The 20,053-nt window shown below is 58.8% G+C and carries 19 protein-coding genes; 18 read left to right on the top strand and 1 reads right to left on the bottom strand.

Annotated elements, in window-relative coordinates; genetic code table 11:
* Nucleotides 1–42: 42 nt before the first annotated feature.
* The 12 genes from Q0778_RS08035 to Q0778_RS07980 all read left to right on the top strand — a co-directional run bounded on the left by Q0778_RS08035 (nt 43) and on the right by Q0778_RS07980 (nt 12,034).
* Complete coding sequence (locus tag Q0778_RS08035; protein WP_298307508.1) at nt 43–855, top strand: flagellar hook basal-body protein; 813 nt, start codon at nt 43–45, stop codon at nt 853–855.
* A gap of 23 nt (nt 856–878) precedes the next feature.
* A complete protein-coding gene (gene flgF / locus Q0778_RS08030; RefSeq protein WP_298307511.1) occupies nt 879–1,637 on the top strand; it encodes a flagellar basal body rod protein FlgF in 759 nt (252 codons plus the stop codon).
* 28 nt (nt 1,638–1,665) lie between these two features.
* Entirely contained in the window at nt 1,666–2,457 is a 792-nt protein-coding gene (gene flgG / locus Q0778_RS08025) for a flagellar basal-body rod protein FlgG (RefSeq protein ID WP_298307514.1), read from the top strand.
* Between the two features lie 10 nt (nt 2,458–2,467).
* Nucleotides 2,468–3,151, top strand: a complete 684-nt coding sequence (locus Q0778_RS08020; protein WP_298307517.1) for a flagellar basal body L-ring protein FlgH — start codon at nt 2,468–2,470, stop codon at nt 3,149–3,151.
* 15 nt (nt 3,152–3,166) lie between these two features.
* Entirely contained in the window at nt 3,167–4,270 is a 1,104-nt protein-coding gene (locus Q0778_RS08015; protein WP_298335319.1) for a flagellar basal body P-ring protein FlgI, read from the top strand.
* Nucleotides 4,267–4,566: a rod-binding protein gene (locus tag Q0778_RS08010; RefSeq protein WP_298335317.1), complete on the top strand. Its 300-nt coding sequence runs from the start codon at nt 4,267–4,269 to the stop codon at nt 4,564–4,566. Before Q0778_RS08015 ends, Q0778_RS08010 begins: the two co-directional genes overlap by 4 nt.
* Complete coding sequence (locus tag Q0778_RS08005) at nt 4,566–5,924, top strand: flagellar basal body rod C-terminal domain-containing protein (RefSeq protein ID WP_298335315.1); 1,359 nt, start codon at nt 4,566–4,568, stop codon at nt 5,922–5,924. The genes Q0778_RS08010 and Q0778_RS08005 overlap by 1 nt, the downstream gene beginning before the upstream one ends.
* Nucleotides 5,924–6,841, top strand: coding sequence for a flagellar biosynthesis protein FlgL (locus Q0778_RS08000; protein WP_298335313.1), 918 nt, complete (start codon nt 5,924–5,926; stop codon nt 6,839–6,841). The genes Q0778_RS08005 and Q0778_RS08000 overlap by 1 nt, the downstream gene beginning before the upstream one ends.
* 32 nt (nt 6,842–6,873) lie before the next feature.
* Complete coding sequence (gene motA / locus Q0778_RS07995) at nt 6,874–7,737, top strand: flagellar motor stator protein MotA (RefSeq protein WP_298335311.1); 864 nt, start codon at nt 6,874–6,876, stop codon at nt 7,735–7,737.
* A 1-nt stretch (nt 7,738) separates the two neighbouring features.
* Entirely contained in the window at nt 7,739–8,683 is a 945-nt protein-coding gene (locus Q0778_RS07990) for a flagellar motor protein MotB (RefSeq protein WP_298335309.1), read from the top strand.
* 61 nt (nt 8,684–8,744) lie between these two features.
* Nucleotides 8,745–11,219 carry an HAD family hydrolase gene (locus tag Q0778_RS07985; protein ID WP_298335307.1) on the top strand — a complete coding sequence of 825 codons (2,475 nt, stop codon included), beginning with the start codon at nt 8,745–8,747 and terminating at the stop codon, nt 11,217–11,219.
* Nucleotides 11,216–12,034 (top strand): class I SAM-dependent methyltransferase, encoded by an 819-nt coding sequence (locus Q0778_RS07980; protein ID WP_298307542.1) that lies wholly within the window; start codon nt 11,216–11,218, stop codon nt 12,032–12,034. The genes Q0778_RS07985 and Q0778_RS07980 overlap by 4 nt, the downstream gene beginning before the upstream one ends.
* A gap of 150 nt (nt 12,035–12,184) precedes the next feature.
* On the opposite strand, the gene Q0778_RS07975 is transcribed toward Q0778_RS07980, so the two are convergent.
* Nucleotides 12,185–13,003, bottom strand: coding sequence for a flagellin (locus tag Q0778_RS07975; protein WP_298307545.1), 819 nt, complete (start codon nt 13,001–13,003; stop codon nt 12,185–12,187).
* 492 nt (nt 13,004–13,495) lie between these two features.
* On the opposite strand from Q0778_RS07975, the gene Q0778_RS07970 reads away from it, so the two are divergent.
* Genes Q0778_RS07970 through Q0778_RS07945 form a run of 6 tightly spaced genes read left to right on the top strand, consistent with a single transcriptional unit; the run spans nt 13,496 to nt 20,053 of the window.
* Entirely contained in the window at nt 13,496–14,761 is a 1,266-nt protein-coding gene (locus Q0778_RS07970; protein ID WP_298335304.1) for a sigma 54-interacting transcriptional regulator, read from the top strand.
* Nucleotides 14,762–14,796: 35 nt separating this feature from the next.
* Nucleotides 14,797–15,117 carry a flagellar hook-basal body complex protein FliE gene (gene fliE, locus Q0778_RS07965; protein ID WP_298336130.1) on the top strand — a complete coding sequence of 107 codons (321 nt, stop codon included), beginning with the start codon at nt 14,797–14,799 and terminating at the stop codon, nt 15,115–15,117.
* Between the two features lie 5 nt (nt 15,118–15,122).
* On the top strand, nt 15,123–16,895 hold the full coding sequence (gene fliF, locus Q0778_RS07960) for a flagellar basal-body MS-ring/collar protein FliF (RefSeq protein ID WP_298335302.1): 1,773 nt from the start codon (nt 15,123–15,125) through the stop codon (nt 16,893–16,895).
* Entirely contained in the window at nt 16,895–17,950 is a 1,056-nt protein-coding gene (locus tag Q0778_RS07955) for a FliG C-terminal domain-containing protein (RefSeq protein WP_298335300.1), read from the top strand. The genes fliF and Q0778_RS07955 overlap by 1 nt, the downstream gene beginning before the upstream one ends.
* Nucleotides 17,934–18,677 (top strand): FliH/SctL family protein, encoded by a 744-nt coding sequence (locus Q0778_RS07950; RefSeq protein WP_298335298.1) that lies wholly within the window; start codon nt 17,934–17,936, stop codon nt 18,675–18,677. The genes Q0778_RS07955 and Q0778_RS07950 overlap by 17 nt, the downstream gene beginning before the upstream one ends.
* An 8-nt stretch (nt 18,678–18,685) precedes the next feature.
* Nucleotides 18,686–20,053, top strand: a complete 1,368-nt coding sequence (locus Q0778_RS07945) for a FliI/YscN family ATPase (protein WP_298335296.1) — start codon at nt 18,686–18,688, stop codon at nt 20,051–20,053.

Below are 20,053 nucleotides of genomic sequence, written 5' to 3'. Positions count from 1 at the left end.
CCCCGCGCTCATCAAACATTTGCCCCGAAAAGGAACAACCCCATGTCCTTCTTTACCTCGCTTAGCGGCATGAAGAACGCGCAGACCGATCTGGCTGTGATTTCGAACAATATCGCCAACGCTGAAACCACTGGCTTCAAAAAGAGCAATGCAGCTTTTGCAGACATTGTCGCGACAGGCGGCAGCACTGATCCGCGCCAGACGCCTGGCATTGGTGCATCGGTCCAAAGCATCACACAGGATTTTGCATTGGGAGCGCTGACCCAAACCGGTCGTGGTTTGGATCTGGCGATCAGCGGGGATGGTTTCTTTAGCGCTGTTCACCCGGTGACCGGTGCCCTCACCTTTTCCCGCAATGGCGCGCTGGAGGTTGCTGGGAACGGTGATCTGCTCGATTCAAGTGGCGACCGGCTTCAGGGTTTCCCCGTCGATGCGACCGGTTCGCCCACCTCGGCCGTGCCCGCTTCGATTAACATACCCATTATCAACGCCGCAGGTTCGGGCCTCTCCAATGTCGTCATCAATCCGCAAGGGGTGGTGGGTGCCACATATGCTGATGGCACAAGCGAGCCAGTTGCCCAGATCTCGCTTGCATCTTTCCCGGCGACCGGTGGTCTTCGGGCGATCGGTCAGACCAAGTGGGAGGCAACTTCGAATTCCGGGGCTCCTCAATATGGCAATCCGGGTGAAGGAAATTTTGGCCAGATCCGCAACGGCACGTTGGAGCGTTCCAACGTTGATCTGGCGGAAGAAATGGTGTCGCTCCTGACGGCTCAGCGGAATTTTCAGGCAAATGCGCGGGCGCTCGATACTGCCACCGCCATCTCGCAGATCGTTCTCAACCTTCAGACCTAATTGAGGACATTGGGAGATAGCGCATGGACCGTCTGATCTACACCGCTTTGACCGGAATGGATGCCGCGATGAACCGCCAGCGTATGACGGCGAACAATCTCGCCAATGCCAATACGCCGGGCTTTCGTCAGGAGGTATTCTCAGTGACACCTGCAACGGTCAAGGACCCGTCCACTGAGGCAAAGGGTTTGGAGGCACGGGCTATGGCGCGCGGTTTTGTGCGCAGCACGGATATGACCGTGGCTCAGGCCAAGCCGACCGGCCAGCCACTAGACATTGCGGTCAAAGGCGAAGCACTGATCGCGTTTCAGGCACCTGATGGCGGAGAGATATACTCGCGCCGCGGCGATTTTCGGGTGGCAGCGTCCGGCGTGCTCGAAAACGGCGAGGGGCTTCCCGTTCTGGGCGAAACCGGTTCGCCGATCACCGTGCCAACTGGTTTTGCGATCAAGATTGCGGAGGATGGGTCGGTGCTGGGCACTGATCCCGCTGCGCCGAATGTGCCTCCCGCCGCGTTTGACAAGGTCAAGTTGGTCTCTGCCGAAGGGAGTCAGTTGGTCAAAGGCATCGACAGCTTCCTTAAGGTCCCGAACGGCGGCGTCCTTCCGAATGATCCCACTGCATCGGTGACCCCCGGCGCGCTTGAGCAATCCAACGTCAACACCGCTGCAACGCTTGTCGACATGATCGACGCCCAGCGCTCTTTCGAGATGCGCGCACGGGTGATCCAGACCGCGGGCGAACTCGACGAGTCCAGCTCCACCCTCCTGACGATGCGTTGATCATCGAGCACCATAAGGAACAACTGAAATGCCTTCATCTGCTCTCCACGTCGCCCGCACCGGGCTCGAAGCGCAAGACGCGCGCATGCGGGTTATCGCCAATAACCTCGCCAATATCGGCACTGCTGGCTTTAAGCGCGATCGGGTCGATTTTGCGACGCTCGCCTATCAGGAAAACCGGGTGGCGGGTCAGCAATCGACCAATCAAACCGCCTTTGCGGTGGGCCTTAACCTTGGCACCGGCGTACAAGTTATGGGCACCAGCCGGATTGAGAGTCAGGGCACGCTCAATCAGACTGGAAACACGCTTGATGTCGCCATGGACGGGCCAGGATTCTTCCAGGTGGAGCTGCCGCCCAATGGCCAGCTCGCCTACACCCGCGCGGGCAACTTCACTTTGTCCGCACAGGGCAATCTGGTGACGGGCCAAGGCTTTCAATTGTCTCCACCAATCCAAGTGCCTGCGGGCGCGACGAGTATTCTTATCTCCCAAGACGGCACTGTCAGCGCGCAGCAAGATGGGCAGGCGGCACCGGTTCAACTTGGTCAGCTTCAGGTCGCAAGCTTCATCAACCCTGCGGGTCTTCAAGCGATTGGCGACAATTTCCTGATCGAAACTGCAGCCAGCGGTCCAGCAGATGTAGGCACCGCCGGCACCTTTGGACGGGGCAACATCCGTCAGGGGATGCTCGAAGGGTCCAACGTCAATGTGGTCGAAGAGCTTGTCGAAATGATCGAAGCGCAGCGCGCCTATGAGATCAACAGCCGCATGGTCAGCGCGGTCGATGAGATGCTGCAAAACGCCAGCCAAACTTTGTGAGGCATTTACCATGCAGGTCATTCGTTTTCTTTTCCTCGGCTTTTGCGCCTTCTGTTTGTCCGCCTGCCTCTCGGGCGGCTTCAAGCGTGAGGCGGGTTTCTACGCTCCGCCTCCTCCGCCGATGGTTGCTCACCCGGTTGCAGGCGCGCCATTGGGGACGAATGGCGCGATCTATCAGGCGAGCCAAGGATATGCACCGCTGGTTGTGGGAACCCGCGCGCGTACGCTGGGCGACATGCTGACGATCACATTGATTGAAAGCACCAGCACTTCCAAGAGCACGACCAGCGCGACCGACCGTGAAGGCAGCATCAGCCTGATCCCGCCTACCGCCGGACCGCTCGCCTTCCTCAATCCCAATTCCATCGCCAGCAATGGCCAGAGCTCTTTTGCGGGCAGCGGCAATGCTGCGCAGCAAAGCCAGATGAACGGCATAGTCTCGGTAACGATCGCAGCAATCTATCCCAATGGCACTGCTGAGGTGGTGGGCGAGAAGCAAATGGCTTTGAGTCAGGGAGATGAATGGGTGCAATTCGCCGGGCGCATTCGGCTGGTCGATATTGATTCCGACAACACTCTGCCCTCCTCGCGCGTCGCCAACGCGCGGATCATCTACACCGGCAAAGGCGCGGTCCAACAGGCAAGCCGCCCCGGCTGGCTACAGCGCTTTTTCAGCACGATTTCTCCGTTCTAACTGAGGTTTGATACGATGCTCATCACCCGAATTTGTGTCACCTTTCTGGCCGCGATGTTGGCGCTCATGCCGTCCGATGCGCGCGCCGACCGGATTCGTGATCTGGGACAGTTTGAAGGGCTGCGCGCTAACCAATTGACCGGCTACGGCGTCGTCGTCGGGCTTCAGGGCACGGGCGACGATAACCTTGAGTATGTGCGCGAAGCAATGCGCGGGGTTTCGGGCCGCTTGGGGCTGCAATTGCCTCCGGGTGTAAGCCCAAATCTGCGTAATGCGGCGGCGGTTATTATCACCGCCGAACTCCCGGCTTTCGCCAAACCGGGCCAACGCATCGACATCACTGTGTCTACCCTGGGCCAGGCGCGCTCCCTTCGTGGGGGCGCGCTTGTGCTCGCGCCGCTTTATGGTGCCGACGGGCAAATTTATGCGATGGCGCAGGGCAATGTCGCAGTGGGCGGATTGGGCGTGAGTGGGCGCGATGGCTCTCAAGTTTCCGTGAACGTCGCCACCGTTGGCCGGATCGCCGATGGAGCGACGGTTGAGAAAGATGTTGCTACCGGCTTTGATCAGCAAAGCACCTTGCGCTTCAACCTGCATCAGGCCGACTTCCTGACCGCTGCGCGCGTGCGCGACGCGGTAAACACGGTCTATCCCGGCATGGCATCGGTCGCCGACGGGGTGAGTATCGAATTGGCTCTGCCCATGGGCAATGATGCACGCTCCGCCGCGCTTGCTTCGATTGAGATGCTTCCAGTCACGCCTGCACCGGTCGCCGCCAAGGTGATCATCAACTCTCGGACCGGCACGGTGGTCATCAATGAAGCGGTGCGCTTGGCTCCGGCTGCGATCAGCCACGGCAAGCTCGTCATAAGGATCGAAGAGAGCCCGCGAGTGGTGCAACCTGGACCCTTTGCCAATGGTGAGACTGCGGTGGAGGAAGCGACCGATATCACCATTGAAGAGGCGGAAAGCCGTGTGGCGCTATTCCCGGGAGCGGCGAACCTCAATGAGATCGTCGATGCGCTTAACCTACTCGGCGTTCAGGCCTCTGACCTTGTGGTGATCCTGGAAAGCTTGAAGCAAGCGGGCGCGCTGCAAGCCGAAATGGTGGTCTTGTGATCGGACGGTTGGGACCCGTCGTAGGCACGAAGCCCGATCCGCTAACATCCGAGCAACAAGAATTGCGCAAGGCGGCGCAGGGCTTTGAAGCGATCATGATCCGCAAGATGCTCGAATCCGCGCGCGAGACCCCTTTCACCGAGGACGCGCCACTCACCGGCGGCGGGATGAAGCAATACAAGACCATGCGCGATGAGCACTTTGCCGAGATTGCATCGCAATCAGGGGCCTTAGGGTTTGCCCGGAGTATCGAGGAACAGCTTGCTCAATTCGTCTCACCTAAGATCGGCGAATAATGCCCATAGATCTTATCTCGATTGGCCAAAGTGGGGCCAGAGCAGCGCGCGCCAGCATTGAGCTGACCGCGCAGAATATCGCCAATGCGGCGAACCCGGATTACGTTCGGCGAAGCTTGCAAGTGGAGGAGTTTGTCGGCTCTGCGGTGATCGACTTCACCTCGAGCGACGCCCTTAGCGGGGTACGTGTTGGTGGCATTGTGCGGCCGGGAAGTGCGCTTTTGCAGACCCGTGCCCGCGACAGCGCCGCCGATGTTGCGCGCGCTGATCAGGATATTGCAGCGTTGAGAGATGCTGAACTGGCGCTTGAACGATCTGGTCTGTTCAGAGGCCTGGTCGATTTTGAAGCGTCGCTTACGCTTCTGGAAAGTGACCCCACCGATCCTGCGCTGCGTACCGGTGCAGTGGAAACCGCCCGCCAATTGGCGGTGTCATTTCAATCGGCCCAAACTGGTCTCGCCAGCGCACAAGAGTTGACCCAATCGGGTGTCAGTGTTGGCGTTGAAGAGCTCAATGGTGCAGCAACGGAGCTTGCGCGGATCAATCTGGAGCTGGTGAAGGTCGAGCCCGGCTCTGCGGCGCAAGCCAATCTGTTCGACGCGCGCGATGCCGCATTGCGCGATATCTCATCTGAATTCAGCCTCAGTGCCGAGTTTGACGATCGCGGCAGGGCGACCGTGCGCTTGCTCTCGAATCCTGCGCCCGCGGGGGAGATTGGTCCGGCGCTTGTCGATGGCACATCTGCCAATGCACTGACGTCCACCATTGCGGCCGATGGCACCGCCTCGTTCGACCTCGACGGTCTCACCTTCACACCTGTGAGCGGCGCAATGGCAGGGCGAGTATCGGCTCTCAATGATCTGAGAGGCCGTGCAGATACGCTCGATGCGATTGCGCTTTCGACCATCAACCGCGCCAATGACGCACAAGCCAATGGTGCTGCGCTGGATGGATCTCCGGGACAGCCGCTGTTCTCAGGCACCAATGCAAGCGACATTGCGCTCGCCCTCACCGATGGGGACCAATTGGCACTCGCACCGCTGGGCTCGCCTCCCGGCAGCCGTGACACCACCAATCTCCAAACACTGGTCGCCGCAATTGGTGCAGATGATGGTCCTATCGCTGCAACCGACGACCTACTGCTCTCTCTCTCCAGCCGCATCTCAGGACTAGAGACAACGCGTGAAGGGCTATCCATCATTGCTGGAAGCGCGGCAGCCGATTTACTGCGTGAAACCGGTGTGGACCTCGACCAAGAGGCCGCCGCGCTTATCCGCTTGCAACAGGCATTTGAAGCCAACAGCCGGGTGATTCAGGTCGCCAACGATATCTTCGACACCATTCTGGGACTGAACTGATGAACTTTGTGAGCAACTCCACCGGCGCTTTCTACGATCGGTCGATCAGCCAGCTTGCTATCTTGCGGGATAATGCGGAAGAATTTCAGACCCAGATCGCGACCGGCGTGCGCATTCAGCGTGGATCAGAAGATCCGATTGCGGCTTCTCGCCTACGCGCGCTCACCCGGCTCGAAGTGCGGGGGAACACCGAGGAAGAGAATGCCGCGCGGCTTCGCCAGGATCTATCCGAGACTTCAAACCAGATCACCGGTGTCGTCGACCTGATCCAGCGTGCCCGTGAGCTTGCCGTCCAAGCTGCCAGCGACACCCAAGGCGAAGCGGGACGTGCGGCAATTGCCGATGAGCTTGAGCAGATGGCCGATGAACTGTTTACCCGTTCGAATGCGCTCTCGATCACAGGCGCGCCGCTTTTCGCGGGAACCGCTGGTGCGCCTGCGTTTGAGAAAGCGCCTGATGGCACCGTCACTTACATCGGCAATGGTCAAGTGGGCACTGTCCCGGTTGCTCCGGGCACCGATATCGAGCGCGGGATCACCGGCGATCAACTGTTCGAATTTGATGTTAACGGAACACCCACCAGCAGCTTTGCAGTCTTCAGCCAGTTGGCCGCGGACCTGCGCGGTGGATCGGCCGATCCGCAAGCAGCAGCACAAACAGCACTTGCCGGAATCGACGAAGCATTGGACGCGGCCAATCGTAATCAGACGGTCGTGGGCACACGGCTCGCCTGGGTCGAAGCGATTGAGGACGACAATGCTGAGCGCGCGATCAATGTCGCCGAGAAACGCTCAGAGATCGGCGATACCAATATTGCCGATGTCATCGTGCGGTTGCAGCAGACGCTTACCGCGCTCGAAGCGAGTCAAACCACATTCACCCGGGTCAGCAATCTGACCCTTTTCAACGCAATCTAGCTCAACGCGATCTAGCAAAAGGAACCTCCGAAGTGTTCGCAGGGATTGGAATTGTAGTTCTGCTCGTCATGGTTTTTGGCGGATACACTCTTGCTGGTGGTGCCATGGGGCCAATTCTAAAAGCCCTGCCTCTCGAAATGATGATGATCGGCGGCGCGGCGATTGGCGCGACCTTGATCGGCAACTCCATGCACGAGCTAAAGCTTTTGGGCGGTGGTTTCGGTAAGGTTTTCAAGGGGCCACAATATTCCGATCAGGATCACATTGACGCGATAGCGCTCACTAGCAAACTCATGAAATTGCTGCGTTCCGAAGGGGCGGTGGCATTGGAGTCGCATGTAACCGATCCGTCGACTTCCTCGATCTTTGGAGAGTATCCGAAGCTCCAAAATGACCCGGTGATCGCCGATTTGATCTGCGATCCGCTGACTCTGATGGTCGTGTCTTCGGGGACGCTCGACACCAATGCGATTGAAGATGTGATCGACAATGCGATCAAGACCCAAGCCCACGAGTTGGAAGAGCCTCAGCACGCCATTCAAGGCCTTGCTGATGCATTCCCCGCACTTGGGATTGTTGCGGCGGTTTTGGGTGTGATCAAGACTATGGGCTCGATCAATGAGCCGCCTGAGATTTTGGGCGGAATGATCGGCGGCGCTCTGGTGGGAACCTTCCTTGGGATCTTTCTCGCCTATGGACTTGCCGGCCCCATGGCGAGCCGCGTCCAGCAGGTCATCACCCACGACATGCAGATCTATCACTCAATCAAACAGGTGATCGTTGCGAGCCTGCACGGCTATCCGCAGCCCCTAGTGCTTGAAGCGGCGCGCTCTGGCTTGCCGCCGGCGCACCGGCCCAAGCTCACCGATTTGCTCGACATGATGCGGGGCAAGTAGGATGTCCGAAGACGCTGCCCCTCCCGGGGAAATACCCGCCCCGATTATCGTCAAGAAGATCACGGTGGAAGGAGGCGGCCACCATGGCGGTGCCTGGAAGGTGGCTTATGCTGATTTCGTGACCGCGATGATGGCGTTCTTCCTGCTCCTATGGTTGCTGGGCGCGACGGAAGAGAACCAGCGCAAAGGCCTCGCTGACTATTTCTCTCCAACACTGGTCAAGACCCGTCAGGAAAGCGCAGGCTCTTCCAATGGGATGCTGGGCGGTAGTTCAATCACTGATGTCGACAATTATCCTAACGCCATGGGACAAACCGGCACGCGCAGTATCACCGTGCCGCGCGGAAAGACTGGTGGGCCCAAAGAAGGCGGGACCGAAGGGCAATTCGACGAAAAGGCGCTTGCCGAGATTAAGGATGCGATTTTCAAGGAGTTGCTCGAAAGCGAGACGTTGGCCGAATACGCCAAACAGGTTAGCGTTAGGCGCGCCGAGGATGGGATCCGCATTGACCTTGTCGATGATGCCAACTTCTCAATGTTTGCCCTCGGCACGACCATCCTCACGCCTGAGGCGCGTAAGATTATCGACGTTATCGGGGAGGTTGTCGCGGGTGAAACTCAGCCTTTGATCCTGCGCGGCCACACTGACTCGCTTCCCTGGCGCGATGGGGTGACAGCCAACAACTGGTCCCTGTCCGCAGGCCGCGCTGAAGCCACACGACAGCAGCTGATCCGAAGCGGAATTCCTGCCGGTCGTTTTGCCCGGATCGAAGGGGTTGCCGAGACCGAGCCTCTTGTCGCCGACAACCCGGCAGACCCGCGCAACCGACGCATTTCCCTGCTTCTTCTTGAGGAGGAGCGCGGACTAGGTCGTCGCGGTCGAAGGCTTCAGACTCCGCAAACTGCCTTAAGCGATTCCGCTGAGGTTAATCCTGCCAGCCCGTAAACCACGAGCATTTACTCCTCACATCTCCTGAGATTGGGCCAACACCACTGGAGAGTGAGACATGCAAAAGCCAAAGCCTGCGACACCAAATATCGCGATCTTGCCGCAGGAAATGCCAAACGCACTTGAGCGAGCAGATGATGGCATCAAGGTGCTTTCGCTCGATTGCTTTGACACGCTGCTTTGGCGTGATTGCCATGCGCCGAGTGACCTTTTCACCGCTCTTCCGCAGCTATCGGTTGGCCAGCGGATGTCCAGCGAGCAAAATGCGCGCAAAGCCGAAACGACATTGAAAAAACGCAATGAGGTGGCGATCGAGGCGATCTATGAGCAGGCCTTGCCCAATGCGACCGGAGTGGAACGGGCGAACGCGATCGAAGCGGAATTGGACACCGAGGCGGCTAGCTGCTTTGCTTTTGGCCCAACTGTCGAACTGATGCGCAAGGCGAAGGCGGCAGGGCTCAAAGTCATCATTGTCTCAGACACCTATTTGAGCGTTCGCCAACTGCGCAAACTCATTGAAAAGGCGGCGGGTGACGAGGTGGTGGGACTGATCGATCGGTTCTTTGTCTCCTCCGAAGCCGGCATCTCCAAATCGCAAGGACTGCTGCAAAAGGTGCTCAAGACGTGCAAGGTGAGGCCACAGGAGGTTTTGCACATTGGCGATAATCGCAAAGCCGACCTTGAAGCATCGCGCGCGCTCGGAGTGCCCGCCTTGCACTTGGTGCAATTCTCCGACACGGCCTCGCAGCGCCTCAGATATGAACGTGCATGTCATCAATTGATCGGCGATGTTCGCGAGGATGTGCGCGCGTTGATGCCGCACCGCGCGGTGCTGGCGTGCGAGGAACCTAAAGCAACGGGGCAAACATCAGCCCTGGGCCTAAATGTGCTCGGCCCGGTTTTTTACGCTTTTGACCAATGGCTTCGAAAGGAATCCAAGGCGCTTCAGAATGAGCACGGCGGGACGGTCCACTGGCTCTTCATGCTGCGCGACGGGCATTTGCCGCATATCATCCACGAAGCATTGGGTGCGGAAGACAGCACTGCCTTGGTCGAAATCAGCCGCTTTGTCTCGATCGCCGCATCGCTGACAACGCGCGAGGCCTACACCCAATATTACTCGACCGAGCTCGGCCGCAAACCGTCGACCTTGGCGCGCCAAATGCTGTTCACCGAGGAAGAAATTACTCACATTGTTGGCGAGGACAAAACCCAAGAACAAATGCTTGAAGGCAGCTACAAGCTGGCTGCAGAGCTCAAGAAAGGTCAGCGTCAGAAGATCATCAGCAGGCGGGCAAAAGAACGGGCGGAGCGCCTGATTGAGCATGTTCGGTCTCGGGTAAATCCAACAGCGGGCGACACTTTGATGCTGGTGGACCTAGGCTACAATGGTTCGGCGCAATCCCATGTGGATCAGCTCCTATCAGATGCCTTCAATTGCCATGTTGCGGGCCGCTATCTGATCTTGCGTGAACTCACGGCGACGGGGCTAGACAAGAAGGGGCTGATTGACCAGCGACACTATGATCTGGAGTTGATCGAAGCACTGTGTGGCAATGTCGCTGTGATCGAGCAGCTGGCGACATGCGAGCTGGGATCGGTCGTCGATTTCACCCCTAAAGGCGAGCCGATCCGCGAAGAGACAGGGATCAAGGGCGGGCAAAGCGATGTGCGTAACCGGGTCCAGGCGGGCGCTGTTCGCTATGCCAAGGCAGCTGAGGCAGGCATCGAAATCAGGGGGAAGTCACCGCACAGAAACAGGGCATTACGAGAGGGGGCTCTGGGTGCGCTTTCCCGGTTCATGTTTCTTCCCCACGCCTCTGAACTCAAAGTACTCACGAACTTTGAGCACGACGTCAATATGGGGTCAGAACGCAAAGTACCATTGTTTGACGCAGCCCACGCGAAGGAAGGCATGCGGAGGCGCGGTCTCTTTTACATGCAGGGCTCAGCGCGCATGTTCCTGCCCGCAGAACTCGAGAACGAAGACATCCACACACGGTTATCCTTGCTAGTCCAGAAACGCTTTGGATTGGGACTCAGGTACAGCGATACGAGCCAAACGTCGATTGCGATCCCGGCATTTTTTGTGGGAGCAAGCGACAGCGCGCAAACCGTCGTCCAAGCGCATCCAACGCATGAAGGATACTATAGTGTGCGAGTTCCCGTACCAAAAGACGCACTCAATATTGGTCTTGGTGTCGGCTCGGTTTTCGAATGGTTCGAGCTTAAGAGCATATCTGCCGCCAGCGTCGACACGCTTAGAGGTGGGCTTGCCAATGATGAACGTGCCGATGAGCTGGGCGCGCAGTTTGATGGACTCAAGGTGCACGCACCTGGCATTCACGAATGCACCGGGTCGGCAGCATTTGTGCTGGTCAAGGTTCCGCAGGGCGGAAAAGGGGATGCGTCTAAAATGATTGAGATTGTTCTGCGTCCCCTTATTCGTCGGAGGTCTCCTGTGATCGAGCCAGTACCGGTTGTCCCGACCCCATCCGCCCGCTCCGTCCAACAAGAGGAGCACGCGGCATGAGCGAGCTTCTGATTCATTCCATGTCTGAGTTCTCCAGCCTGATCTTGCCCTGTCTCGAACACGCCAAGGTTAAGCACATCGCCGAAATCGGCAGCGAGTTTGGCGGCATGTCAAAGCTTTTGGCGCAGCATGCACGCAGAGCTGAGGGCACGCTCACCTGCATCGACCCTGAGCCTGCGGATGGCTTTGCAGAATGGGCAGCAGCGGAAGGCAATGTCTACCATACCGCCAAACCCTCGCTTGAAGCGTTGAGTGAAGGTTCCAAAGCGGTTGATGCATGGTTCATCGATGGGGACCACAATTACTATACCGTCTATCACGAACTTACCGCGATCGACACGATCCAGCGCGAGGAAGGGAAGCCTTTGCTTGCCTTTATGCATGATGTGTCCTGGCCGTGCGCGCGCCGTGACTTCTATTATGCGCCGGATCGCGTGCCGCCTGGCTGGCGCCATCCGCATAGCTTTGACCACGGCGTTAGGCTTGGGGAAGATGGGGTGCTCGCAGGCAGAGGTCTGCGTGGGATGGGTTCGTTCGCGGTGGCCCTTCAAGCAGGAGGGGAGCGCAATGGAGTGCTGACTGCGGTTGAGGATTTCTTGAAAGAGGCCGACTCCGAAGAGCGCTCCCTGTTTTATGTCCATGTCCCCGCTGTTCTGGGACTTGGGATCATCTTCGATGCCGGGGCGGAATGGTCGGGAGCTTTGGCCGAATTCCTCCTCCCCTTCCACGCCAACCCCCTGATCGCACGGCTCGAAGAGAACCGTTTGCGCAATTGGCTTGAAGTGGTCGAGTGGCAGGATCGGGCCGCGTCATAATCGCGTGCGGGCGGCGCAGCTGTGCGTCCCTAAGGAGATGCTCGAGTGCGAGCATCGAGCAAGCCCAAAACAAAACAGAAAAACCCGGAGCCTTTTAGGGCCCCGGGTTTCCTTGCCACCCCGGTGGGGAGCTCTTTGGTCAAGTCGATCTTATCGCAGGAGCGACAGGACGTTTTGCTGCGACTGGTTCGCTTGAGCGAGCATGGCGGTTGAGGCTTGTCCGAGGATCTGGGCCTTGGCCAACGCGGTCGTTTCCTGGCTGAAGTCGGTGTCTTGAATCCGCGACCTTGCATCGGCCAGATTGGTGGATGTTGTGGTCAAATTGTTGATCGCGCTTTCGAGACGGTTCTGACCCGCACCTAGCGATGACCGTGTGGTGTTCACGGCCTGGAGGCCAGCGTCGACATTGGTGATCGCGGTCGCCGCATTGGCGGCAGAGCTTACGTCAAGACCGGCAGCGTCGAGGTTGGAATTGTCAATCGCCGTGCTGGTCAGCGTGATCGAGCGGCCTGCGTCGATCTGAATGTTCACAGACACATCCGAGCCGCTGCCTGTGCCAAAGACGGTGACGCCGTTGAACTCGGTGTTGGTCAAAATGTCATCGATTTGTGCCGCGAGCTCGGTCACCTCTGTATCGAGAAAGCCGCGGTCGGTGTCATCCAGTGTGCCGTTCTGCGATTGGACGGCAAGCTCGCGAACACGCTGAAGCATGTTGGAGACCTCTTCCAGAGCGCCCTCAGCGGTTTGAGCCAGCGCGATTCCGTCGGAGGCGTTACGAACGCCTTGGTTAAGAGCGCGAATGTCGCTGGTAAATCCGGTTGCGATCGACAGGCCTGCTGCATCGTCAGAGGCACTGTTGATGCGACTGCCAGTTGAGAGACGCTCCATCGATTTACCGAGCATTTCATTGGCTTCCATGCTGGCGTTCGATGCGCGGAGAGCCGAGATATTGGTGTTGATTACGGACATGGGTCTTACTCCCGTTTTCCAAGTGCAAGTGGTTGGAACAGAGCAGCCATTTGCCGCACCTGCTGAGGCTTAGACCGGACATCGGCTCAGATGTTTAAGGGGCAATCTCGTGGCGGCTTTTAGAACGGTTGCCATTTGCGTGCATACGCGCGCGGAGGCACTCCGCCGCGTTTGTCTCTTTCAAAAGGTATGAGGAATTTTGCCGGTCCTTGCCGCATTGGTTGCGGGCAACGGCGAAGGAAAATCCGTTACCTTAAGCGAACACAATCACGCTTTCCCGCGGCCTGGATGCAAAACAGGGGCGTTTCCTTAGGGCTCCTACGGGTGCTTAAATTTGCTCTATTTTGTACGCCCGAGCGGCAAATCCTTTCCACCAGAACACAAACGGTAACAAACCAGACGGGTGGATCAATGCAAGCTCAGCCAAACAGGTTTTCTTCTGACGCGGGATTGGATCATGCGTGCTTTAGAGGGCCGAAGTCTCACGCTGCTTTGATCGAGCCGACCGTGCCTTTGCTTGCACGACGTTGGCTACAGGATCGGTTGTTATTGGGCGATGAGGGCAAGTTCGCCGGCCCTTCGGGTTCTCAGCCATGCGGCGATAGGATCGCGGTTGATCTGTGCAAGCTTGAAAGTGAAGCGCACCGTGGCCCCGGCCTCAACCGCATTAGCAATGGCAAAATTGCGCTGCACTATGATGGGCAGTCGCTCTCCAATGCACGCGCTGCTCTGATTGCCAGCGCTTCGCATGGTGGCTGGCCGATTGCACGTGACGTCCAAAGTCTTGCGCTGCTCACCTTAAGCGAGCGGATCGCCGGAAGCGACATTCCCGTCCTGCTGGAAGGCCCCACTGGCACGGGCAAGGAGGTTTTCGCTCGTTTCGTTCACCGCATGAGCCCGCGGAGCAAGGGCGCCTTTGTGGCGGTCAACTGTGCGGCCATGCCTGAAGCCATGCTCGAGGGGCTTTTATTTGGTCATCGTAAGGGGGCGTTCACAGGTGCTGGCGAAGCACGCGAAGGTCTGTTCCGAGCAGCTGATGGCGGCACGCTTCTTTTGGATGAGATCGGCGAATTGCCGCTGACGCTCCAGGCGAAGCTCTTGCGGACACTGCAGGAGGGGGAAGTTTTGCCATTGGGCGCAACCAAGCCGGTCAAAGTCGATGTGCGTATCGTCGCTGCTACCAATCGCACCCTTTCCCGCGAGGTCACCGAAGGGCGGTTTCGAGAAGACCTGTATTACCGGCTCAACGTCTTTCCGCTCATCCTTCCCGCTTTACGGAACCGGGTGCGCGACATCGCCCCTCTCGCCTTTGGGATGGTGCTGCGCCACGGTGCGCAAAGGGCTTTGCCAAGCTGGATTTCTAGCTCGGCGATCCAGACCCTCGAAGCGCATGATTGGCCCGGCAATGTGCGTGAGCTTGAGAACGTCATCCGCCGAGCAATCCTGTTGGCTGGCGAGGGACCACAGATCGAGGCCGAGCATGTCGTCTTCGACCAGGCTCCGCGCCCACTTGTTGCGAGCGCACCTGGAGTGGAGGCCACGGCCATTGCTTCAAGCACAATCAATGCCGCTAAGCCCGCATCGCTCTCGGACGTTGCCTTTCAGTCCGAAGCGCAGGCAATCTTGCGCGCGCTCGATACCCATGAGGGGCATCGCGGTAGGACTGCTGCGAGCCTCGGCATATCAGAGCGCACCTTGCGCTATCGCCTCGCCTCCATGCGCGAAAACGGGCTTTTGCAGGCGGGAGCTGAGGCGTGAAGATTGGTGGCACATCGGGCGGCATTCATGACGTCATGGCTTTGCGGCAGGAGATCCTGAAGCGCAGCCAAGCCTTGCAAGAGGTGCGTTCTGGAACGGAAACCAGGCCCACACCAACGGGTGCAACCGGGCAGGTCGCCGGGTTTTCCGATACGCTTCACAATGCGATGCAAGAGGTGAGCGCGGTGCAAAAGCGCTCCGGCGATATGCAAGCCGCCTATGAGCGCGGCGAGGTGACCGATGTGGCGAAGGTGATGCTCGCCCGGCAGGAAGCAGGTGTCGCCTTCGAGGCCACGATCCAAGTGCGCAACAAGTTGCTGTCCGCCTATCAGGACATCTTGAGGATGGGGAGCTGAACTAAGTGGCTGAGACGAGTGTTCCTGTCCCCCAACCCAGCGCGGTGCCGATTGGCGGTCCTGCGTATGGCTCGGGTCCTGGTGATGGCTGGCAAGCACGGCTTAATGCCTTCACCAATCAGCCCGCTTTCAAGCGAGCTCTACCGGGTCTGATTGGTCTTGCCGCAGTTGCGTCGGTTGCGGCGGTCTACTTGATGATAGCCACCCCGCCCCAGCGCATCTTGAGCTCGACTCTCAATGATGCAGAGCGCGCGGCGGCGGTGCAGGCGCTGCAATCCGATGGTATCGCCTACACTGTAGATACTTCCACCGGCATTCTCACCGTTGCGGAGAGCGATTTCTATCGCGCGCGTGGTGTGCTGGCGACCAATGCTGGGATTGCAAGCTCCGAAGGCGCAAATGCGATGCTGGACTCGATCCCGCTGGGTTCAAGCCGCACGATGGAAGGGGAACGCGTGAGGCTCGCGCGCGAGCGCGAATTGATGCTCACCATTCGCGAGATCGACGGGGTGGAGAGCGTGCGCGTCCATCTGGCCACGCCCGAGCGCTCGGTCTTTGTGCGGGAGAACAACCCGCCCACAGCTAGCGTGATGCTGCGCCTTGGAAGGGGCGGTTCTCTAAGCAAGAGCCAAGTTGAGGCAATCATCAATCTCGTCGCAGGCTCGGTCCCCGGCATGACGCCCGATATGGTGCGCGTCGTGGATCAGAACGGGCGGCTCCTCTCTGCCCCCCGCGAAGACACCCTTGATGGCTTGCTGCTTCAGCGCGAGTTTGAAGCCAAGCTGCAAGAGCAGGTTGCCAGCCTTCTCACTCCGCTTTTGGGGGAGGGCAATTTTTCCAGCCAGGTTCAAGCAGAACTTGTGCGCGAAGAGGTGACCTCAGCACGCGAGACCTACGATCAGGAAGGCTCGGTACGCTCAGAAAGCGAACGCAATTCGAGCCGGATGGCAGCGGCGGGACCAGGCGGTATTCCGGGTGCGGCAACTAATACACCCCCTCCCGATCCTGAACTTGTCGAAGGTCCGCCCAATCCGAGAGAAGACGCGCAACTCGCTCAGCAAGTCCCGCGCGACACGGAAAGCGCTGTGCAACGCAATTATGAGCTTGGCCGTGAAGTAGCCGTAACTTCGTCGCGCCCAGGCGGTCTTGTCAAACTCTCCGTCGCGATTGCGGTAAGTCAAGAAGCGATTGAGGCGGCAGCCCCGATGACTCCCGAGCAGTTGCAGTCGCTTGTGAGCGCTGCTGTGGGCGCAGATGAAGCGCGGGGCGACCAGGTCCAAGTTGTGGTGGGCGCCTTTGACAACACGGAAGTGCCCCCGCTCGCTTTTTACGAACAGGGTTGGTTCGCGCAGGTCCTCAGGATTGTCGCGGGGCTTATTGCGGTGCTTCTTGTCCTGCTGCTTGCGGTGCGCCCTCTCATCAAAGCGGTCAAAGGCCCTTCAGATGCGAAGAACAAGAACGGTAAGAATGGCGAAAAAGCCAAGCTTGAAGACGAATCCGACATAGAAACCCCTGAGTACGGTCACGCTGACGCATACGGCGAGGGGAATGACGGCGGTTCAAGAGAAGGCGATCAAGAAGGGCACATCGGAGCAATCGAGGGCGAAGGGGTCGAGGTTACGTCGAATACGAGATCAAGCTCTCGAGATACCTTAAACAAGCGCATCACTTCCGCGCGCCAGCTGGCTTTAACAGAGCCAGAACGCGCGGTGGAAGTGCTCCAACGCATGATCGATGAGCCGGAGGGATTATCTGAAGAAGCGGGCGTGGAATCGTGATGGCAGAGCAAGAATCCGATGTTCATGGCGAGGAAGATACCGCCGAAGCCTCACCCCCCAAACCGATCCTGACTCGGGTCCAGCGGGTCGCGATCTTTCTAATGCTGCTTGATGACGAGGAAGCTGCGGCATTGATGTCACGCATGGAACCTGGCGAGCTGGAGTTGATCGGTGCGACAATGCTCGAGGTTGGCGAGATCAAGCGCGAGATGATGACCGAGGCGCTCGAAGACTTTGTCACCGAAAGCGAGAGCGACCGCATGGCGGTGCCCGACCGCAATATGCAGGTGCGCGCAATGATGGAGCGTTCTCTTGGCCCCACCAAGGCGGAGAGTATGATGCTCAAGCTTGATCCTGAACCTGGCCCGCGGAGTTTGGAAATGGCGCGCTGGCTCGCGCCTTCGGTGTTGCTTAAACTGGTCGAGGACGAGCACCCACAGGTGATCGCCGCTCTTTTGTTGATGCTTGATGCTGAGCCGGCAGCCGAGGTGTTGTCCAACTTACCAAGCAATATTCAGTCGGTGGTGGTCGAGAAGATCGCCACAATGGGGCCCGTGTCTCAGCGCGCGATCGATATGATCGATACACTCCTCTCACAGAGAATTGGTGCAAGCTTTGGCCCTGCGGCGCTCGTCATTGGCGGCGCGAAAGATGCGGCGGCACTTATCAATGCCGGCGCGGGCGATCTTAAAGGCACAGTTCTCCCTGCCATTGCTCAGCGCAATGCACCTCTGGCCGAACGCATCGAAGAAGAGCTCTTCACTTTCGACATGCTGCTCGAACTCGATGCCAAGACAATGGGCCGCATCCTGCGGGATGTCGACAACGATGCTCTCATCGATGCTCTTAAGGGCCTTCAGGAAGATAGCCGCGACGTGTTCTTCCGGTGCATGTCCTCGCGCGCCGCCGATGGCATCAAGGACGAGATCGAAATGCGCCAACGCCTGAGCAAGAAGGATGTCGAAGACGCGCAGCGTAAGATCGTGAATCTGGCGCGCCAATTGGCCGACCAGGGTGAGATCGACCTTGGAGGCGGCGATGGCGAATTCATCTGATTGGCTCACCGCGTTGGTTGAAAGGTCCGGGGGCGATCGAAGCGGGAGCTCGACACGTCCCAGCTGGCTGACTGACTGTGTGGAGCTGGAAGGCGGCTTTAAGGCTGGGCTACCAATCGAGCGATCTTCGGAAGGATACCCAGAGTCGCCTCCGCCCCAGGCCAAAGGAACGACCGATGAGTTGGTCGATATCTTGCGCGAAGCCTTGGACGACGGTGAACAAGCGGCAAACGAAGGTGATCCAGCCTCCGAATCTGAAATCGAATATGGTCCTGATCCAATCACCGAAGCGTTCCAGCGTGGAGAACAAGCGGGGAGACAAGCTGCTTTGGTGGAAGCAGGGGCCAAGCATCAACAAGAGCTGGCTCTGAGGCAAACTTTTCGGGCGCTTGATCAAGCGGCGATGGATACATTGGCGGGCGAGCTGGCCGACACGGTAATCTCCCTTTGCTCACAGACTCTTGCTGACTACACGCCTGATGGTGAAGCACTCGCAGAGCGCTGTGAGGCGGCCGCGGAGCGGCTTGGGACGGGGGCCAATGTCGCAACGCTTGGCCTTCATCCTGACGATCTCGCTTTGCTCGATAAAACGGCATTGGGCGATTGGAGAGTGCTTGGTGACCCAAGTGTCGAGCGCGGGGGGCTACGGTTTGAAACCGAGGACGGCTCAGTCAGCGATTGCCCGTCTGATTGGCGTCGCGCGATTGCAGCAGCGATCCGTGGTTAGACAAATTGATGCTCGCCGAACTCCAGATTGAACTCGCACGCCATCGCGCTGCTCATGTAGAAAGCGGTCCGATCCAATCGGGCAAGGTTGTTGCCTGCGATGGTGGGTTGATTGAGGTCTCGGGCCTTGCGCTTCCGATTGGCTCGCTCGGTGCGATTGCCAATGATGCAATCGACCAAGCCGAGGATGAGGTTCTCGCCGAAGTGATCGGCTTTCGTGGCGGGCATTCGCTGATGATGCTTTTGGGTGATACCCAATTGTTACGCCCCCAATCTCCAGTGCGCGCAGTGGGCCAGCCGGGGACAGTGCAGGTCGGAGAGGCCTTATTGGGCCGGGCGGTCGATGGCCTTGGCGCACCTATCGACGGGGGCCCACGGCTCGACCTTGCGCTTAGTTGGCCCCTTGGCGGGAGGCGGGAGGGTGCGCTCGAACGCGCGCCGGTCACGATACCCTTCGATTGCGGAGTGCGTGCGATCAATGCGCTAGCGACTATGGGGCGCGGCCAACGTGTGGGGGTCATTGCGGGCTCTGGCGTGGGCAAGTCGGTCTTGCTCGATACCATCGCCGGACAGGCGCAAGCCGATATTATCGTGGTGGCCATGATCGGTGAGCGGGCGCGCGAAGTGTCGGATTTCGTTGCTCGCCATATGACTGATGTAAGGCGCGGTCGCATGGTGGTGGTCGCAGTGCCCGCCGATCACGCGCCCAATCTTCGACTGCGCGCCGCCCAATATGCGAGCGCCATCGCCGAGTATTTCAGGGGTAAGGGCAAAAGCGTGCTGTTGGTGCTCGACAGCCTTACCCGCGTCGCACACGCCGCGCGGGAGTTGGCGCTGCTCTTGGGAGAGCCGGGCGCCGCTCGTGGCTATCCTCCGTCTTCTCTTGCGGCAATTACGAGACTGGTCGAGCGAGCGGGTAATTCGGCTCAATCAGGAGGGTCGATCACTGGGGTCTATACGGTGCTGGCCGATGGGGACGATATGAGCGATCCGGTGGTCGATGGCGCGCGCGCGATCCTCGATGGACATATCCTGCTGTCGCGCGATCTGGCACAGCGTGGACACTACCCTGCCATTGATATTCCCGCATCGCTCAGCCGCGTTATGGACGGGGTTGTCGGCCCAGAAATCGTCGATGCCGCGCGGCAACTTCGTTCATTGATAGCGGCGCGCGAAGAGAACCGCGATCTGGTGATGATGGGCGCCTATCGTGCTGGCTCTGATCCAATGCTCGACCGCGCTCTCCATCACAGCAACGTCATCGATACGTTTCTCACCCAAACGCGCGAAGCGGCGGTTGGCTTGGACGAAAGTCTGGCCGGCCTGATGGCGCTTACCGAGCAAACACAGAGTGTTGGCACAGCTATCAATGGGTGA

This window comes from uncultured Erythrobacter sp., from assembly GCF_947502395.1.
In the GTDB taxonomy this organism is placed as follows: domain Bacteria; phylum Pseudomonadota; class Alphaproteobacteria; order Sphingomonadales; family Sphingomonadaceae; genus Erythrobacter.
The sequence above is the reverse complement of the archived record's forward strand: the minus strand, read 5'-3'. Positions and strand labels throughout refer to the sequence as shown.